This window comes from bacterium (genome assembly GCA_040754625.1).
Taxonomy (GTDB): domain Bacteria; phylum JACRDZ01; class JAQUKH01; order JAQUKH01; family JAQUKH01; genus JAQUKH01.
Genome location: JBFMCF010000054.1, coordinates 22165 through 39120, shown reverse-complemented (window position 1 = coordinate 39120; position 16956 = coordinate 22165). Strand labels below are relative to the sequence as shown.

Annotated in this window: 15 protein-coding genes and 1 pseudogene; all 16 read left to right on the top strand. The window is 40.5% G+C overall.

What is annotated here, in order from left to right; translation table 11 throughout:
- Positions 1-41: 41 nt before the first annotated feature.
- The 16 genes and pseudogenes from AB1498_04330 (at position 42) to AB1498_04255 (ending at position 16954) form a co-directional block, all read left to right on the top strand.
- Positions 42-530 carry a hypothetical protein gene (locus tag AB1498_04330; protein MEW6087508.1) on the top strand — a complete coding sequence of 163 codons (489 nt, stop codon included), beginning with the start codon at positions 42-44 and terminating at the stop codon, positions 528-530.
- On the top strand, positions 527-1276 hold the full coding sequence (locus tag AB1498_04325) for a DUF1828 domain-containing protein (GenBank protein MEW6087507.1): 750 nt from the start codon (positions 527-529) through the stop codon (positions 1274-1276). Before AB1498_04330 ends, AB1498_04325 begins: the two co-directional genes overlap by 4 nt.
- 43 nt (positions 1277-1319) lie before the next feature.
- Entirely contained in the window at positions 1320-1550 is a 231-nt protein-coding gene (locus AB1498_04320; GenBank protein ID MEW6087506.1) for a hypothetical protein, read from the top strand.
- Positions 1550-3937 carry a DEAD/DEAH box helicase family protein gene (locus AB1498_04315; protein ID MEW6087505.1) on the top strand — a complete coding sequence of 796 codons (2388 nt, stop codon included), beginning with the start codon at positions 1550-1552 and terminating at the stop codon, positions 3935-3937. The genes AB1498_04320 and AB1498_04315 overlap by 1 nt, the downstream gene beginning before the upstream one ends.
- Positions 3938-3949: 12 nt before the next feature.
- A pseudogene (locus AB1498_04310) lies at positions 3950-4174 on the top strand (hypothetical protein).
- A gap of 8 nt (positions 4175-4182) precedes the next feature.
- Positions 4183-5706 carry a ComEC/Rec2 family competence protein gene (locus tag AB1498_04305; protein MEW6087504.1) on the top strand — a complete coding sequence of 508 codons (1524 nt, stop codon included), beginning with the start codon at positions 4183-4185 and terminating at the stop codon, positions 5704-5706.
- Positions 5687-6007 (top strand): hypothetical protein, encoded by a 321-nt coding sequence (locus tag AB1498_04300; GenBank protein ID MEW6087503.1) that lies wholly within the window; start codon positions 5687-5689, stop codon positions 6005-6007. Before AB1498_04305 ends, AB1498_04300 begins: the two co-directional genes overlap by 20 nt.
- A gap of 11 nt (positions 6008-6018) precedes the next feature.
- On the top strand, positions 6019-6888 hold the full coding sequence (locus AB1498_04295) for a shikimate dehydrogenase (protein MEW6087502.1): 870 nt from the start codon (positions 6019-6021) through the stop codon (positions 6886-6888).
- Positions 6889-6926: 38 nt separating this feature from the next.
- The gene (pilB, locus tag AB1498_04290; protein ID MEW6087501.1) at positions 6927-8654 is read left to right on the top strand and encodes a type IV-A pilus assembly ATPase PilB; all 1728 of its coding nucleotides are present in this window, start codon (positions 6927-6929) and stop codon (positions 8652-8654) included.
- 233 nt (positions 8655-8887) lie between these two features.
- The gene (locus tag AB1498_04285) at positions 8888-9952 is read left to right on the top strand and encodes a type IV pilus twitching motility protein PilT (GenBank protein MEW6087500.1); all 1065 of its coding nucleotides are present in this window, start codon (positions 8888-8890) and stop codon (positions 9950-9952) included.
- Positions 9953-9961: 9 nt separating this feature from the next.
- Positions 9962-11167, top strand: coding sequence for a type II secretion system F family protein (locus AB1498_04280; GenBank protein ID MEW6087499.1), 1206 nt, complete (start codon positions 9962-9964; stop codon positions 11165-11167).
- Between the two features lie 117 nt (positions 11168-11284).
- Complete coding sequence (locus tag AB1498_04275; GenBank protein ID MEW6087498.1) at positions 11285-11740, top strand: prepilin-type N-terminal cleavage/methylation domain-containing protein; 456 nt, start codon at positions 11285-11287, stop codon at positions 11738-11740.
- A 141-nt stretch (positions 11741-11881) separates the two neighbouring features.
- Positions 11882-12631 carry a prepilin peptidase gene (locus AB1498_04270; GenBank protein MEW6087497.1) on the top strand — a complete coding sequence of 250 codons (750 nt, stop codon included), beginning with the start codon at positions 11882-11884 and terminating at the stop codon, positions 12629-12631.
- The gene (locus AB1498_04265; protein MEW6087496.1) at positions 12628-15015 is read left to right on the top strand and encodes an Ig-like domain-containing protein; all 2388 of its coding nucleotides are present in this window, start codon (positions 12628-12630) and stop codon (positions 15013-15015) included. Before AB1498_04270 ends, AB1498_04265 begins: the two co-directional genes overlap by 4 nt.
- A 6-nt stretch (positions 15016-15021) precedes the next feature.
- Positions 15022-15663, top strand: coding sequence for a prepilin-type N-terminal cleavage/methylation domain-containing protein (locus AB1498_04260; protein MEW6087495.1), 642 nt, complete (start codon positions 15022-15024; stop codon positions 15661-15663).
- 52 nt (positions 15664-15715) lie between these two features.
- Complete coding sequence (locus tag AB1498_04255) at positions 15716-16954, top strand: hypothetical protein (GenBank protein ID MEW6087494.1); 1239 nt, start codon at positions 15716-15718, stop codon at positions 16952-16954.
- Positions 16955-16956 lie beyond the last annotated feature (2 nt).

The following is a 16956-nucleotide window of genomic DNA, read 5'->3' as shown; positions in this document are numbered from 1 at the left end:
CGCGGGGATTGAGTTTAAGACGGTGTGAGGAGAAAATAAAGATGCCACATTTTTTAAGCCAAAAGGACGCAGATTTTTTCTTCGCGATGGAAAAAATTCCTGAAGAGGGAAACAAGGAATTTAATTTTCCCTGCCAGGGCGAGAAATTAGTTTTGCCATTTACATCAAAAGATAAAAGAGAATTATTTTTGTTTGATATAACGAGAGCAAGTATCAAAGCGGAAAAAATAACCTATCAAAACAGAGCAAGAAAGTCGTTTGTTTTAAGGCGATTAGATATAGAAGGCCCCTCACATCCTAATCCGGAAGTTGAAAATCCTCCTCTTGATATTTTACAATCATACAATGGCGTTGTTGTAGTTTGCCCTCATATTCACATATATGTGGAAGGATTTAATCATAAATGGGCTGTGCCTATAGAACTATTTTTAAATATTACAAACCAAAGTTTTTATGAAATAATGAATAAATTTTTAGAATATTGCAATGTAATTTCTATGCCCAAAGTTAAGGAGACATTATTTATATGAAAGAACTTATTCAGAGTTATATTGACTGGTTAAAACAAAAAATCACCTATAAAGAAATTAATGGTTATTATGAAATTACCACACCATTTGTTAATCATATAAATGATTATATACAGATTTATTTAAAAAAGGACGCGAATGATAAAATAATCATGACGGATGACGGCGAAACTATATCAAATTTAGAAATGGAGGGACTTGATTTAAGTTCTCCTTCTAGGAAGAAAGAGCTGGAAATCATATTAAATGGATTTGGAGTTATGGTAAAAGGCAATGAACTTATGACCTTTGCGACACCCTCGACATTCCCTGTTAAAAAACATAATTTAATACAAGCTGTTTTATCAGTAGATGATTTATTTGTTTTGGCTGAACCGAAAGTGGAGGCTTTCTTTCTTGAGGATGTTGTTAATTTTCTGATGCAGAATTCCGTTCGATTTTCACGAAATATTATATTGCAGGGAAAAAGCACTTTCCAGCATAAATTTGATATTTTAATACCACCTTCGGATAAAGCCGGCGAGAGAATTTTAAAGGTCGTAAATAGCCCTAAAAAACAGAATATTATGGCGCATCTTTTTGCTTTTGAAGATACAAAACTTGCCCGCAATAATGAAGGGATAATGATTCTTAATGACCTTGAAAAAGAAATTCCATCGGAAGTATCCCAGGCTATTGCTGAATACGGTATTATTGAATTCCCTTGGACGAGGAAAGAAGAAAGAAAATTAAGACTAGTTGCTTAATGCTTGATTTATATAGAATTTGAATAGAGGAGATTAATTTATAATGAGTGGCGGACATTGGGATTATTTTGATAAAAGATTTTGCTTAGAACTCGAAGAATTTTGTAGTGACATAAAAAAACGTTTCCCGGAACTTTCAAAGGTATTATTGAAAAAAGGAAAGACGATTTGTGAAATCATTCATGCTATTGATTATGATGTATGCGATGATTCGATAATTGAAGATGATACTGATTTTGAAGAAAAATCAATCCAAAAATTAAAAGACAATTAATGAAACTTCATTTCGACCCAAACCAGCAATACCAGCACGATGCCATAAACTCCATTGTCAATATATTCGAGGGCCAGCCGTTAAATCAGGGTGATTTCGGATTTTCATTTCAAAATGAAAGTTTGTTTTTGAACGAAGATGGCATTGGCAACAGGCTTTCTATCAGCGAAGAACAGATTTTCAAAAATTTAAGGGATATACAAAGGTTAAATGAAATTGCCATAACCGAGAAATTGGACGGATTGAATTTTTCCGTTGAGATGGAAACGGGGACGGGCAAAACTTATGTGTATCTGCGCACGATTTACGAACTTAATAAAAAGTATGGTTTTAAAAAATTCGTTATAGTTGTCCCATCCGTTGCCATTCGCGAGGGTGTCCTTAAAAATCTTGAAATCACATTTGATCATTTCCAGAACCTTTACGATAAGATACCCGTGAATTTTCAGATATACGATTCAAAACGGGTCTCAAATCTGAGAAATTTTGCCGTCAGCAATAATATTCAGATATTGGTCATCAATATTGATTCTTTTGCCAAAGACGAAAATATAATCAATAAACCCAACGATAAGCTTACAGGGAAAAAACCTGTTGAATTCATCCAGGCAACAATGCCGATTGTTATTGTCGATGAACCGCAAAACATGGAGACTGATATCAGGAAAAAAGCGGTGGGAAATTTGAATCCCCTGTGTACCCTGCGTTATTCCGCCACGCATACAAATCGCTACAACATGGTTTATAGTCTCGATCCGGTCAAGGCGTATGATCTCGGGCTCGTGAAACAAATTGAGGTGGATTCCGTTGTCACAGAAAATGATTTTAACGGGGGTTTTATTTGTCTCGAAAAGGTAAATACTGCCAAAACCAGCACCTCGGCAAAAATAAAAATAGATATTAATACAAAAGACGGGGTAAAAAGAAAGTCAGTCACCGCAAGAGTCGGCGATGATTTATATGAGTTATCCGGCAAACGGGAAATATACAAAAATGGATACATTATTAACGGTATAGATGCCGCGGAGGGATTTATTGAGCTTTCAAACGGCGAAAACTTATTTATCGGCAATACGTTCGGCGGATTTTCCGATGAGGTAATGAAAATACAGATAGGAAAGGCGGTGGAAGAGCATTTTTTAAAGGAGAGAAAACTAAAAGATAAAGGGATAAAAGTTTTGTCGTTGTTTTTTATCGACAGGGTGGCGAATTATCGAAGTTATGATGCCGCCGGGAACGCGGTTAAAGGTAAATTCGCGTTATGGTTCGAAAAAATATTTGATGAAATTTCAGAAAAATCGGCATATAAAGGGTTACTTCCATTTAAAGCGGAAGAGGTCCATAATGGTTATTTTTCGAAGGATAAAAAAGGAAAATGGAAAGACACGAAAGGCAATACCCTGGATGATGACGATACCTTTAAGCTGATAATGAAAAACAAGGAACAGCTTCTTGACAGCAATGAGCCGCTCCGCTTTATTTTCAGCCATTCGGCGTTGCGGGAGGGATGGGATAATCCGAATGTGTTTCAGATATGCACGCTAAATGAAACAAAATCCGAGCTTAAAAAAAGACAGGAAATCGGGCGAGGCCTGAGGCTTTCCGTAAATCAGGAAGGGAATCGTGTCCAGGATCCCGGTGTGAACAGATTGACTGTTATCGCCAATGAATCGTATGAGGAGTTTGCCAAACAGCTTCAGACAGAAATCGAAGAGGATTGCGGGGTATCCTTCGCGGGCAGGATTAAGAACAAGGAAAAAAGAAAAACAGTCAGGTATCGCAAAGGTTTTGAGCTGGATGAGAAATTTAAACAAATCTGGGATAAAATAAAATATCAGACAAATTACAAAGTGGAATACCAGACCTTTGATCTGATACAAAAAGCCGCAGAAGCAGTGCGGAATATGCCTTTGATTAAAAAAGCCGTAATCAAAACCACAAAAACGGCTTTGGAATTCGACGAATCCGGCATTATTGCTGAAATAAGAGCTTCTTATACAACTTCAATTGACAGCATATTTCAAATTCCCGATATTCTTTTTTATATACAGGAACGCACGGAACTCACGCGGGCGACAATTCTGGAAATACTAAAAGACTCAGGCAGAATAAACGATGTGTTCATTAATCCGCAGCTTTTTCTCGATAACACTGTTACAGCCGTCAAAGATGTTCTTTCCGGGCTAATGATTGACGGTATCAAATATGAAAAAATAGGGAACAGGGAGTATGAAATGCGGTTGTTTGAAGAATATGATATCCATGTGAACGGCCTGACTTTTAATATATCCAACCAGGGTAAAACCATTTATAGCGCGCTTATGCCGCTCGATTCCAATGTGGAGTACGAATTCGCGAAGGAATGTGAAAACAGGGACGATATTTAATTTTATTTTAAACTTCCATTCTGGTTTAAAATTAAAACACCTATCGGAGATTATAACCCGGACTGGGCTTTAGTCAAAAAGAATGAGAAAACGATTTACTTTGTCGCGGAAACAAAGTCGGAAGGGCAGGAATTGAAAGTCAGCGAAAAAAGAAAAATTAAGTGCGGATACGCGCATTTTAATGAATTCAAAGATATAACATACAGGCAAGTTACAAAAGTGGCTGATTTGGATTAATTTGTCAAATGACGAAACAACCATGCCTTAAAGTTCTGAGCATTTTTATTTTTGGTATTATTCTGGGGCGTTATTTTTATCTGCCGTTTTATCAAATTTTCCTATTTCTAATTGTTTCTTTTCTTTTTTCGGTTTTTTTCTTTATTAAGCAAAAAGAGATAATTTGTAATATCTTTCTGAGCCTGGCTATTTTATCCTCTGGTTTTATTCTTACTTTAAACTCAATCCAAAGCCCCAAGTCCGAAAATCTTAAAAGATTTATCGGAAACGAGGTGGAAATTACCGGGAAGATCGCGGATGAGCCTAAAATATATCCCAAATGGACGGATTATGATTTATCACTGAAAAATATTAACGACGAAGAAATAAAAGGTTTTATTCGGCTCAGGGCCTATGGCGGGCGAATATTTTCCTATAACGATATTGTTAAATTCAAAGGAGCACTGGAAGAACCGCCTTTTTATCTTTTAAGCGAGGATATTAACGCGGTTTCCAATACGGGCGGTTCAAAGGTAGAGAAAATCGGAGAGGGTAAAGGAAATAGCATAAAAAAATCAAGTATTTCTTTCAAAAAATATATTCAAAATTTATATTTTTATTATCTCCCTAGGATGGAGTCTGTTTTGATCAGCGGGATTGTTCTGGGCGGCGATCAGACTATTCCTGAAGGGGTTCAGAAGATATTCAGGGATACGGGAACCGTGCACATCCTTGCGGTATCGGGAATGAATGTCGGCCTGATAGGAACAATAAGTTTCATGATCTTAGTGGGTATATTGAGATTACCTAGAAAAATAGCGGTTATTCCAAGTATTTTAATGATTTGGTTTTATTCCCTGGCTACAGGAATGAATCCTCCTGTGGTCCGTTCGGCCATTACATTAACCATCATTTTTTTTGGATACATCCTGGAGCGGGAGAACGATGTTTTAAACAGTTTATCTCTGGCCGCTTTGATTATTTTATTGTTCAACCCGCTGGCCCTTTTTTCGATCAGTTTTCAGCTTTCTTTTATTTGCGTTTTATCCATGATATTGATATATCCGGAGCTTGAAAAAATCCAAATAAAAAAAATAAATAAAGAAGAGAAGGGGAAAATGGAAGATCTAAAAAGGATAAACATGAATTTCCCTGATAATTATATGGGTAAATTTTCTCACAGCGCTAAAGAGCTTTTCTTACTTTCTCTGGCAATTCAGGTCGGAGTGTGGCCTGTAGGCGCTTTTTATTTTCAGCAGGTCAGTTTAATATCGGTAATAGCGAATATTTTTGTCGTCCCGCTTGTAGGTATTATTTTGTATCTGGGTATTTCAATGGTCATTTTTTCAAAAATTTCTTTTCTTGTAAAAATATTGGCGGACACAAACTGGTTTTTACTTATAACACTGGAGAAAATCGTTCTTTTTTTCGCGCAGCTTCCTTATTCGAATTTTCATATACAAAGTGCTGGTTTATTTTTTATTTTGTGCTATTATATTATTATACTTTTATATATAAACAGGAAGGGATTTTATGCCGGACAAAAAAGATGATATATTTGAAGATGCAAAGAGGAACCTGGGAAAGCTCGGCGAGACGGTAGTCGGGCTTGCGAAGAAGGGAAAAGAAGAGGGGGTAAATTTTTATCATACGGGAAAATTAAAACTGGATATAATAAATCTGAAACACAAAATGGACGGAAATTTTAACCTGATTGGGAAAAAAGTATATAGATATCATAAAATTAAAGATGATGAAATTATTAAATTATGCGAGGATATAAAAAAATTGGAAGCTCTTGTTAAAGTTAAAGAAGCAGAAATTGAAAAAATTACTAACCGCCAGAATAAATAATACACGGCTTTATGATAATTAACGGTAAAACTAAAATAACCGGTATTTTCGGGTGCCCGGTTGAACATACACTGTCGCCCGTAATTCATAATACTGCGTTTGAATATCTTGGATTAAATTATGTTTATCTCCCGTTTTTGGTAAAACCCGAGGACATTAAACAAAGTTTAGCCGGTATAAAGACACTTGGAATATGCGGTGTCAATTTAACAATTCCTCATAAAGAGACATGTATCCCTTACCTGGATTTTATTGATGACGACGCGGGTATTATAGGTGCCGTAAACACAATTAAGCTTGAAAAAGATAAATTGAAAGGATTTAATACCGATGCGGATGGGTTTATCCTTTCTTTAAAAAATGAAACAAGTTTCACAAAACCGAAGGGGAAAACAGTTTTTGTCCTGGGGGCGGGAGGTTCCGCCCGGGCGGTTGTTTTTGCCCTGGCCAGGGAAAAAACAGGGCATATAATAGTTGCAAACCGGAATATCGACAGGGCGAAAAAACTTGTCCATGAATTAAACAAGAGATTTCCGCAGTGCGTCATGGACGCGGTCTCGCTTAACGAGAAAAACATTGAAGGATATTTGCAGGAAAGCAGTCTTTTGGTGAACACTACCTCTGTGGGATTGAAACACGGCGACGGGTTGTTGATTAATACAAATTTTCTGCACAAAGATTTATTGTTTTATGATCTTATTTATTCTCCGTTCGGGACAAAATTGCTTATAGAGGCAAAAAAGAGAAAACTGGAGGCAATAGACGGTTTAGGGATGCTGATTTACCAGGCAGTATCGGCCTTTGAGATATGGACGGGCAAGAAACCGCCGGTAAAAATAATTCAGCACGCGGTAAAAAATTTCATAAAGCAGAAGAAATAAAATCACGATAAGATAATAATAGCATGAAGGAGTAAAAAATGGCTGAGAAATCAAATAAACAGCTCGGACAGATGCTTGTGGAAGCCGGAATTATTACTGAAGAACAACTGGAGAAGGCAATAGAAAACCAGCAAAAGCAAGGCGGCACTATAGGTAATAACCTGATTAGGCTGAAATTTGTCACTGAGGAAACTATTACTGCGTTTTTAGGAAAACAGTATGGGATTGCGTCTGTTGACTTGAGCCACTATGAATTTAATAAAAATATTTTAAAGCTTATTTCCGCGGATTCCGCGCAAAAATATCTTGTCGTCCCGCTTGAAAAAAACGGCAATGTTTTATCTGTCGCCATCGCGAATCCCAAAAACGTGTTTGCGATCGACGATTTAAAGTTTATGACAGGCTGTGAAATTCTTCCGCTTGTGTCTTCAGAGACCGCTATCAGGAAGGTAATAGAAAATTTTTACGCCTCTTCGGGTGCGATGGAAGAAGTTTTAAAAGACATGGACAAAGAAAAAGGGGAAGGCGGTGAACTTGAGGTTGTTGAAGAGGAAGAAGAGGTTGATGTTAATAAGCTCAAAGAGGCGATTGAAGAGGCGCCCGTAGTTAAACTTGTAAACTCCATACTTGCCGACGCGGTATCAAAAGGTGCGAGTGATATTCATATTGAACCCTACGAGCAGGTTTTCCGGGTGAGGTTCAGGATAGACGGCGTCCTTTATGAAGTGATGCAGCCGCCGCTCAGGCTTAAAAGCGCGATTATCTCGCGTTTAAAAATTATGGCGGAGCTTGATATCGCTGAAAGGCGTTTGCCCCAGGACGGAAGGATAAAGCTGAAATTAAAAAATAAATCCATAGACCTGCGCGTTTCCACACTCCCTACTCTTTTCGGGGAAAAGATTGTTATGAGAATCCTGGATAAAAGTTCACTGATGCTGGATTTGACCCAGCTTGGTTTTGAGGAGACCGAGTTAAATAATTTTCAAAAAGGCATCCACAGCCCTTACGGGATGGTCCTTGTAACCGGGCCTACAGGGAGCGGCAAAACAACCACTTTATATTCCGCCCTTGACACGATTAACGCCGTGACCACAAATATAATGACGGCAGAGGACCCCGTTGAGTATAATCTGAAAGGAATTAACCAGGTCCATGTAAAGGAAGATATAGGGCTTACATTCGCCGCCGCCCTGCGTTCATTTTTAAGGCAGGACCCGAATATTGTAATGGTCGGTGAAATCCGGGATTTTGAAACGGCGGATATCGCAATTAAAGCCGCGTTGACCGGTCATCTGGTTTTGAGCACTTTACATACGAATGACGCGCCAAGCACTATCAGCCGTTTTATGAACATGGGGATCGAGCCTTTTTTAATTGCTTCCGCCACGGTCCTGATTATGGCACAGCGCCTTATAAGGAAGATATGCCCTGAATGTAAAGAGGCAGTAAAATATCCTGAACAGGCGCTGCTTGATTTAGGAATAACACAGGAAGAGATTAAGAACAATAAATTTTACAAAGGCCGGGGCAAGGACTGCCAGAATTGCAATGGCAGGGGATACAAAGGCAGGCTTGCCATATATGAAGTAATGCCGATAACAGAAGAAATCAAGGAATTAATCCTTAAAAGAGCAAGCTCTATTGAAATAAGGGATTTAGCGCGCAAACAGGGCATGAATACATTAAGGGACAGCGCGTTAATCAAGTTTAAAAAAGGGATGACTTCAATTGAAGAGGTTGTCAGGGTAACATTTGGCGGACATTAAATGAGACCACAACTTGGCAAGTCCGCCGAAGGCGGACAAAGCTAAGTTGTTAGGTCGAATTTACCCCGCACCAAAACCTTCTGTGGGGTGAGATGTAAATATTCCGTAACGTATGGAATTTTCATAGTAAAGGTTTAATAGACGGTTAGGTGCGGGGTTCAATTCGCAGACGCTACGCTATGATTTATGAAGCCTGTAGGCTTTATAAATCATTTGCTCATTGAAGGAGGAATATGTTTTCTTTATCTGAAATGCTTAAAACCATGGTTAAAGAACGCGCGTCTGATTTGCACCTGGTTGTAGGAATGCCTCCCCAGTTCAGAATTGACGGGACGTTAATATCTTTCGGAGAAGAAAAACTTACTCCCGAAACATGCCGTGAACTGGTTTATAGTATATTAAGCGACGACCAGAAAAAAAAATTGGAACGGGAAAGGGAATTAGACACCGCGTTCGGCATAAAAGACCTGTCCCGTTTCAGGGTAAACGTCTATTATGACAGGAATTGTATTGCGTGTGCGATAAGGACTATCCCTTACCGTATACTTTCCTTTGAGGAATTAGGTCTCCCAGGTGTTGTAAAGACCATGGCGAGAAAGCCCCGCGGTCTTGTTTTAGTAACGGGCCCTACAGGAAGCGGGAAGTCGACAACATTAGCCTCCATTATTGACCTTATAAATAGCGAGCGTTCCTGCCATATTATAACAGTAGAAGACCCGATTGAATATGTGCATATGCATAAAAAATCCATTATCAACCAGAGAGAAGTCGGTCAGGACACATTTTCGTTTGTTAACGCTTTAAAATATGTTTTACGGCAGGACCCTGATATAATCCTGATAGGTGAAATGAGGGACCTTGAGACCATAAGCGCGGCACTTGTAATCGCGGAAACGGGACATCTGGTTTTCGCGACCCTTCATACCAATGATACAATACAGACCATTAACAGGATTATTGATGTTTTTCCTCCTCACCAGCAGCCCCAGGTCAGGATGCAGTTGTCCTTTGTCATGGAAGGAGTTATATCACAGCAATTGTTACCCAAGGCAGGAGGGAAAGGCAGGGCGCTTGCCCTGGAAGTTCTTGTTCCAAACCCGGCCATACGGAACCTCATCAGGGAGGAGAAGGTACACCAGATATATTCTACTCTGCAGACAAGCCAGAAATTGGGAATGCAGACTATGAACCAGGGACTTTTGAACCTTTATGCCACGGGCGCAATCAGTTATGACGAGGCAGTTAATCATTCATTCAACCAGGAAGAGTTTTATCAGATGCTTGGTAAAGGGAGATAAAGGAGTTTTATGGCTACTTTTACATATTCAGGGAGAAACCGTGAAGGCCAGATTATCAGTGGCACGATGGACGGGGACAACCAGAATAATGTTGTAATGTTTTTGAGGGCAAAAGGCATTACACCTATTTCTATTAAGCAAAAGTCAAAAGATTTTAATATTAATTTTGACTTTGGCAAAGCCATAAAAACCAGGGATGTAGCTATATTTACCAGGCAGTTTTCAACTATGATCAGCGCGGGGCTGCCGCTGGTCCAGTGTTTGACTATTTTATCCTCCCAGATGGACCACCCTAAATTCAAGAAGATTATTGAACAGATAACGCAAAAAGTGGAAGGCGGGGCCACATTCGCGGAATCGCTTTCCAAACATCCGAAGGTTTTTGACAACCTTTTTGTAAATATGATAAATGCGGGAGAAATCGGGGGGGTTTTGGATGTAGTTATGAACCGTCTTGCCCTGTATATTGAAAATGCGGAACGTCTGCAAAAAAAGGTAAAAAGCGCCCTGGTTTATCCTGTTACAGTTTCTATTATTGCACTCGTTATCGTAAGCTCGCTTATGCTTTTTATTGTCCCCACGTTTGCCTCCATGTTTTCTTCTTTTGGGGGCCAGCTTCCCGCGATTACCCAGGCGCTTTTAAATACCAGTAATTTTATGAAAAAATATTTTTTCCTGGTTTTTGGGTTTTTTTTCGGTGTAGGCTTCCTTTTGTGGAGGATAAAAAATACAGATAAAGGCAGGAGGGAAGTAGATAAATTTGTTCTCAAGATGCCGGTTTTCGGCATACTTCTCCGTAAGGTAGCGGTCGCGAAATTCACGAGGACCCTCGGGACGCTTATTTCAAGCGGCGTGCCTATAGTTGAGTCTTTGAACATAACGGCGAAAACGGCAGGCAATACGGTAGTTGAAACCGCCGTGAATAACGCGAGAGACAGTATTCAGAAAGGGGCGAATATAGCTGTCCCCCTGCGTGACAGCGGTGTTTTCCCGGCCATGGTTACACAGATGATATCTGTCGGGGAGGAAACAGGCGCCCTGGACCAGATGCTTACAAAAATTGCGGATTTTTACGATGAGGAGGTCAATACGGCGGTTGAAGGATTGACGGCCCTGATTGAGCCTCTCTTAATGGTATTTTTAGGAACTGTAATCGGCGTTGTAGTTATTGCTTTGTTCCTGCCAATAATAAAGATGTCTCAGCTTGTCGGGTAAAATATAATTTCACTTGACAATTGGAGTTATTTGGAATATATAAAAAACAGGTTCAATTAAAGTTTTAAAAGGTTTTTCCCGAAAATGAGTTTAGTATTTGAAAGGAGGTGAATCAATATGAAAAAGATATTTAAGAAAGAAAAGGGTTTTACGTTAATCGAGCTTATGATCGTTATAGCAATTTTAGGTATTTTAGCAGCAGTAGCAATTCCCAATTTCTTAAATGCAAGAGGCAAGGCGCAGGACGCGTCAGCCCTTTCGACACTTGAAGCGGTAAAGACGGCGTTGGAAATGTACGCGGCTGACAACGGAGCGTATCCTACGCTCGCGGCGGCTTCCACGGGAACAGCTTTATCAACTATTATAGGCGATGATTTTCCTACAAATATAAAATTGGATTCCACAACAGGAAGTTTTGCCGGCGCGCTTAATGATGTCAACAGCACGCCCACCGCTTATCGTATTTATGCGATCGGTAGGGATGCAGACCATTATTTCGGCTTAACTCAGGCTGGTACGAAAGCAGGCCCGGATACATTGGCTAACTGCAAGAGTACTCTTGGCACTCCATAAGATTTGGTTTTGTCGAAACCGGAATAACGGTGGTAAAGTTAATAGACTTGCCACCGTTATTTTTTTAAGAGGAAAATTTAACGCCCCCTTTTATCCCCCTCTTTAAATAAAGAGGGGGTTGGGGGAGTTTTCTTTATTTTCATGTCATTAATAATATTTATCTTTGGATTATGTATAGGAAGTTTCTTGAATGTTTGTATCTGCCGTTTTATAGAGGATGAATCTGTAATTTTTCCCGCTTCACACTGCCCTGAATGCAAAAAGAATTTAAGATGGTTCGATAATGTCCCAATAATTAGTTTTTTACTATTGGGAGGGAAATGCCGATATTGCCTGGGAAGGATTTCCCTGCAATATCCGGCAGTTGAATTTTTGACGGGCATTATTTTTTGGTATATATATGTAAAGTGGGGTTTCTCCAGAGAATTATTCATGTATGTATTTTTGACATCAATGCTTTTGGTCATTGGTTTTATTGACGCGCGGACGACGTTAATCCCAGACATAATAACTGTTCCGGGGATAATAACAGGATTAGTTTTAAATCTTGTGTTTGCCTTTATTGATAAAAGTTTTCTGAATTTTTTTGATGCGTTTCTGGGAATGGTTTTAGGCCTTGGGGTTTTTGGATTTATTGTTTTTGCAAGCCGCGGCGGCATGGGGATAGGTGACATTAAACTGGCAGGATTGATTGGCGTGTTTCTCGGGTTGAAGAACGCTTTTTTAACGGTTTTGCTTTCATTTATAATAGGAGGTTTTATCGGAATTATCCTGCTTGTTTTTAAGATTAAAAAAAGAAGGGATGAGATCCCTTTTGGGCCGTATCTTGCAACGGCATCGGTCATTTCCATTTTTTGGGGAGAAACAATTTACAGGTGGTGGTTAGGATGAAAAGACTTAAAACTAAAGATTTAAAACTAAAAACTAACATGGGATTTACGCTTGTTGAGATTCTCGTGGCTATGTTAATACTTTCAGTCGGGTTACTGGCGTTGATTTCCCTGTTAAGTTATGGTTTTCTTGGCGCTAAAAAAGCGGAAAACAAAATGTCTGTCATTAATTTTGCCAGGCAGAAATTAGAAGAGATTGAAGACATGAATTTTTACTATATCGGGACGGGCAGCCCCGGGTATAAAGATTCAAATTTAAATAATACAAGAGATGTGACAGAAAACGAGCTTCTGGGGACAACATACGTGGGAAATACTCCTGTCGCATGGTTTATAGAAGTTCAACCGATAGACGACCCTGCAGACGGGACAGGCGCTTATGACTCATTTGGAAATACCACGGATTATAAAAGATTGATTATTGACCTTAACTGGAGCGACCAGAAAGGGGTGGCGCAAAGCCATACCCTGCAAACTTATGTAGGTCCCAGGCTTCTTGCCGGGAGTGATAATATAGGCCCCTCTTTTATCTGCCAGGTGACGCCAAGCATTACGGGCGCGGGGACTATTACAATAAATGTCAGCGCGAGCGAAAAATTAGGAGGTGTTCCCATATTAAATTTTATACCGGCATACGGGACAGCTTACCAGGGATCCGCCATAACAGTTGCCCTGGTAGAAGCCGCTGATTATAATGAGGCAATCAACAATTTTACATATCAAAATTCTTCCGCTGTAACCATTTCCCAGGGGAATGCGGATGATCCCACGGACGGACCGACCCCGGATGGGACCGCGCTCGTAAATGTGTCTGGTGTTGATGAACAGGGCAACCCCGGATCAAGTACCGGAACGTTTGTTATTGATACAACACCGCCGCAGGTAATTCCCCCGCCGGTTGTAGTTACCGCTGTACCTGTTGAAGCGGGAAATCCCGCGGTTATACAGGTAGTAATGGCGGATAGTTTAAGCGTGGTCGGCCCTTTGCTCTGGTATCAATCCAATAGTTACAGTTCTACAACACTTGCATTGGCCGGCGGGAGTTTAACATACGGAACGTGGTCGGGAACCGTGCCCGCGGCTTATGTTTTGGACAGGGACCCGCTCAGCCTGGTGCAGGATGCCGAGTATTACTTTGAAGCGAGGGACGGCGCGGGTAATTCGGGGACGAGTCCCGTTTATTATTTTGGCGTAAAAGATACTACCCCGCCGGTCATAACTACTACGCCCGTTTCGTCAGCCATTGAATCTACCAGTATAACCATTACAGCGCAAATGACGGATTTTATGGGGATAGATTCCACTACAACCGGGCCTTTTATCGGGTACCAGGATGTAGATAGCACATACAGCACTACGGCCAAAATGTCTTTGGTTTCAGGGAATATTAATAACGGCAACTGGCAGGCTGTAATTTTCTCGGAGGTAATCAGGGACTGGAGCGGTGACAGTAATTATGATGTGGATTATTATATTGCCGCGTGGGACAAGGCGGGGAATTTAGTTACCTCTCCACCAAATGCCCAGAGCGGTAATTTTTATCATATTACGGTTATTGCTTCTGATACTATACCGCCGGCCTTGTCAAATCTTAAACCGGCTGACGCCGCAACCGGTGTTCCATTGGACACAAGTGTAAGCGGGGTTTTCAGCGAGCCAATGATTGAATCTACCATTACTAATTCAAACAATGTTAAGCTTCTCCAGGGCGGTGTGACAAATATTCCCGCGGGTATTACCTATAATCCCGCGAATTATACTTTTACACTTACACCAACAAGCAATTTAAGCTACCAGACAACATATACCGCTGTTGTGACAACAGGAGTTAAAGATTTAGCCGGTAATTCAATGTCTGCCGAACAGGCATGGACATTTACTACAATAAATTCTCCGACAGCTACTTATTCTTTCCATGTGGAAAACTCCCCGGTTAACAGCAGTTATCAAAACCTTACGACTACCGCACCGGACCAGGCTTTTGTCCAGGAAATTGACAAAGTTGTCGCCTCATCGGGAGAATATGTTTATGGAAATTGGCTGTCGGATACTGTATTTGTGAACCCGTCCGGCGACTGGACTTTTACTGTCTGGGCCTCCAATGAACATGTAAATATCCAGGGCAAATTTTATGCCAAGCTTTATTATTATTCCACGGGTATTTTATACAGATCGACCGCCTTTGATGATGAAGATGCCAGGAATTTTGTAGGCTCGTATCACGCTTATTCATGGACGGAAAATATCAGCTCAAGCGCGATAAACGACAGGTTGATAATCAGAATAATATTTAATGCCACAAAGGGCCAGAATGGCAAAGAATTGACTGTTGGTTATGATAATGCGTCTAAGAATTCAAATGTTTTTATAACATTTGGGCCATGAATAATTATGAATATTAATAAAGAAAAAGGTTTTACACTTGTTGAATTTTTAGTTGCCATGTTTATCTTTATAATAATAATAACCGGTGTTTATACAATTTTTATACAGGCAAACAAGGCATTCCAGGCAGGGAGAAAACAAGTCCGTTCAAGCCAGAATGCGAGGGTTGTGGTTGAGGTGATGGCGAGAGAAATAAGGGAGGCGACTGCTTTTTCCGCGGATTTCGACAGTTTGACAGTGCGGGACACGAACGGGAACAGGATTTCTTATTACCTGGAGGGGCCTGTGGAAAATCAAAAAATGCACCGCCTGATAAAAGACGCCTTTAATGTGCTTGTAAGCGACGATATTAAAGGGGAATATGTAAAGGCGCTTGCTTTTGATTATTTTGGGAATGATTTAACGCTGGATACTAACGGGGATGGGGTTGTGAGCGCGGCTGAAATCGCGGCGTCCGATCCAGGCGGCGCGAGTTCTACCGCGATAGACACATCTGATGAATTGGCCAGGGTTACTTTGATAAAAATTACTGTTGAGGTCGATACAGACAGGTTTGATTTTAACAGCGACAGTGTTGTTGATTTAGACGGGCCCAAAAATACTATTGTTGAAACAAGCGTGCAATTGAGGAACCTGAAGCTGTTCTAATAGTTATAAGTTTTAAGTTGTAAGTAAAAGACTGATTTAGGAGGTGGTAATAATGGGAGAAAATAAACCTGCAGTTAACCAGAAAGGTATCGCGCTTGTTATCGCCATGCTTTTCCTTGCTGTGATAGCGATTTTTATCACTGTTTTTTTATATATATCCCAGCATGAAATACAACTTTCTTCGACGGAAGAAAAAACGGAAAAGGCATTTTATTATGCCAATGCCGGTATTCATGAGGCAACCTTTAAACTTTCCCAGAATGAAAATTATGGGGCCACGAACCCTTCCGGCAATTATTCTACGGTTATAAACAACACCCCTTTTGATTCAGGCGTATATTCCGTAAGAGTAAGAAATACAATTAGTTCAAATAAATTTATCACTATTGAATCCCAGGGAAAGCATCTGAACAGGCGGCGGCGGATAGAATTGGTCCTGAAAAAGACAACTGTGGAAGATCCGGATACCCATTTTGAACATGCCGTATTTTCTGACGGTGACCTTACCTTGCACGGGGGGATTACGGTAAACGGTGATTTATATGCAAACGGGGATTTAAACCAGGACGGCGGGTCTGCCACAATCAACGGGAATATTTCATCTCATGGCACAAGTACTGCTGCGGGGACTGTTAATGGAGTTATAACCTCCGGTGCCGCCGAACTCCCGCCTATTTCGTTTAATTTTGATTTGTATGCCTCCGCGGCTGTAAACGGGGGGGTAAATCCCAATAACGGGGAGTATCTATACAGTACAGGCGTGGTCATCAGTAATTATGATACGTTAATAGCTTATCTGAACAGCCATGATGCAGTGAATCCCGCCGGGTTGATTTATTACAACGGAGACCTTACAATTGATCAGGATGTTTATCTGAATGGGACAATAGTAGTCAATGGTAATTTCACCCTTCAAAGCGCAATAATTACACATGTAAGAAATGACGCGGACCCGGATGGCAATCCTGCTACCAATTCTAATCCCGGGGTGGATTGCCCTGATGGCGTGGGTAATCCTTTTACTATAGCGGCCACGGGAAATATTACTCTCAGCGGCAGGTCTGAATCAACAGACGGTGTCCTTTTTACCGAGGGGAATTTTACCTTAAACGGAAATTCAGGAATCGGCAACGGCGCATTATTCGCCAAGGGAGCAGTATTTAACGGCGGCGGCGGCGCTTATAATGTTGCCTTTGACACGACCCTGCTTGAGTTAGTTATCCCGGGAGTGGGGTTGGACCAGTTAACTACTTATTCCTGGAAAGAATTAACCCCTGATACAACTTATTAACA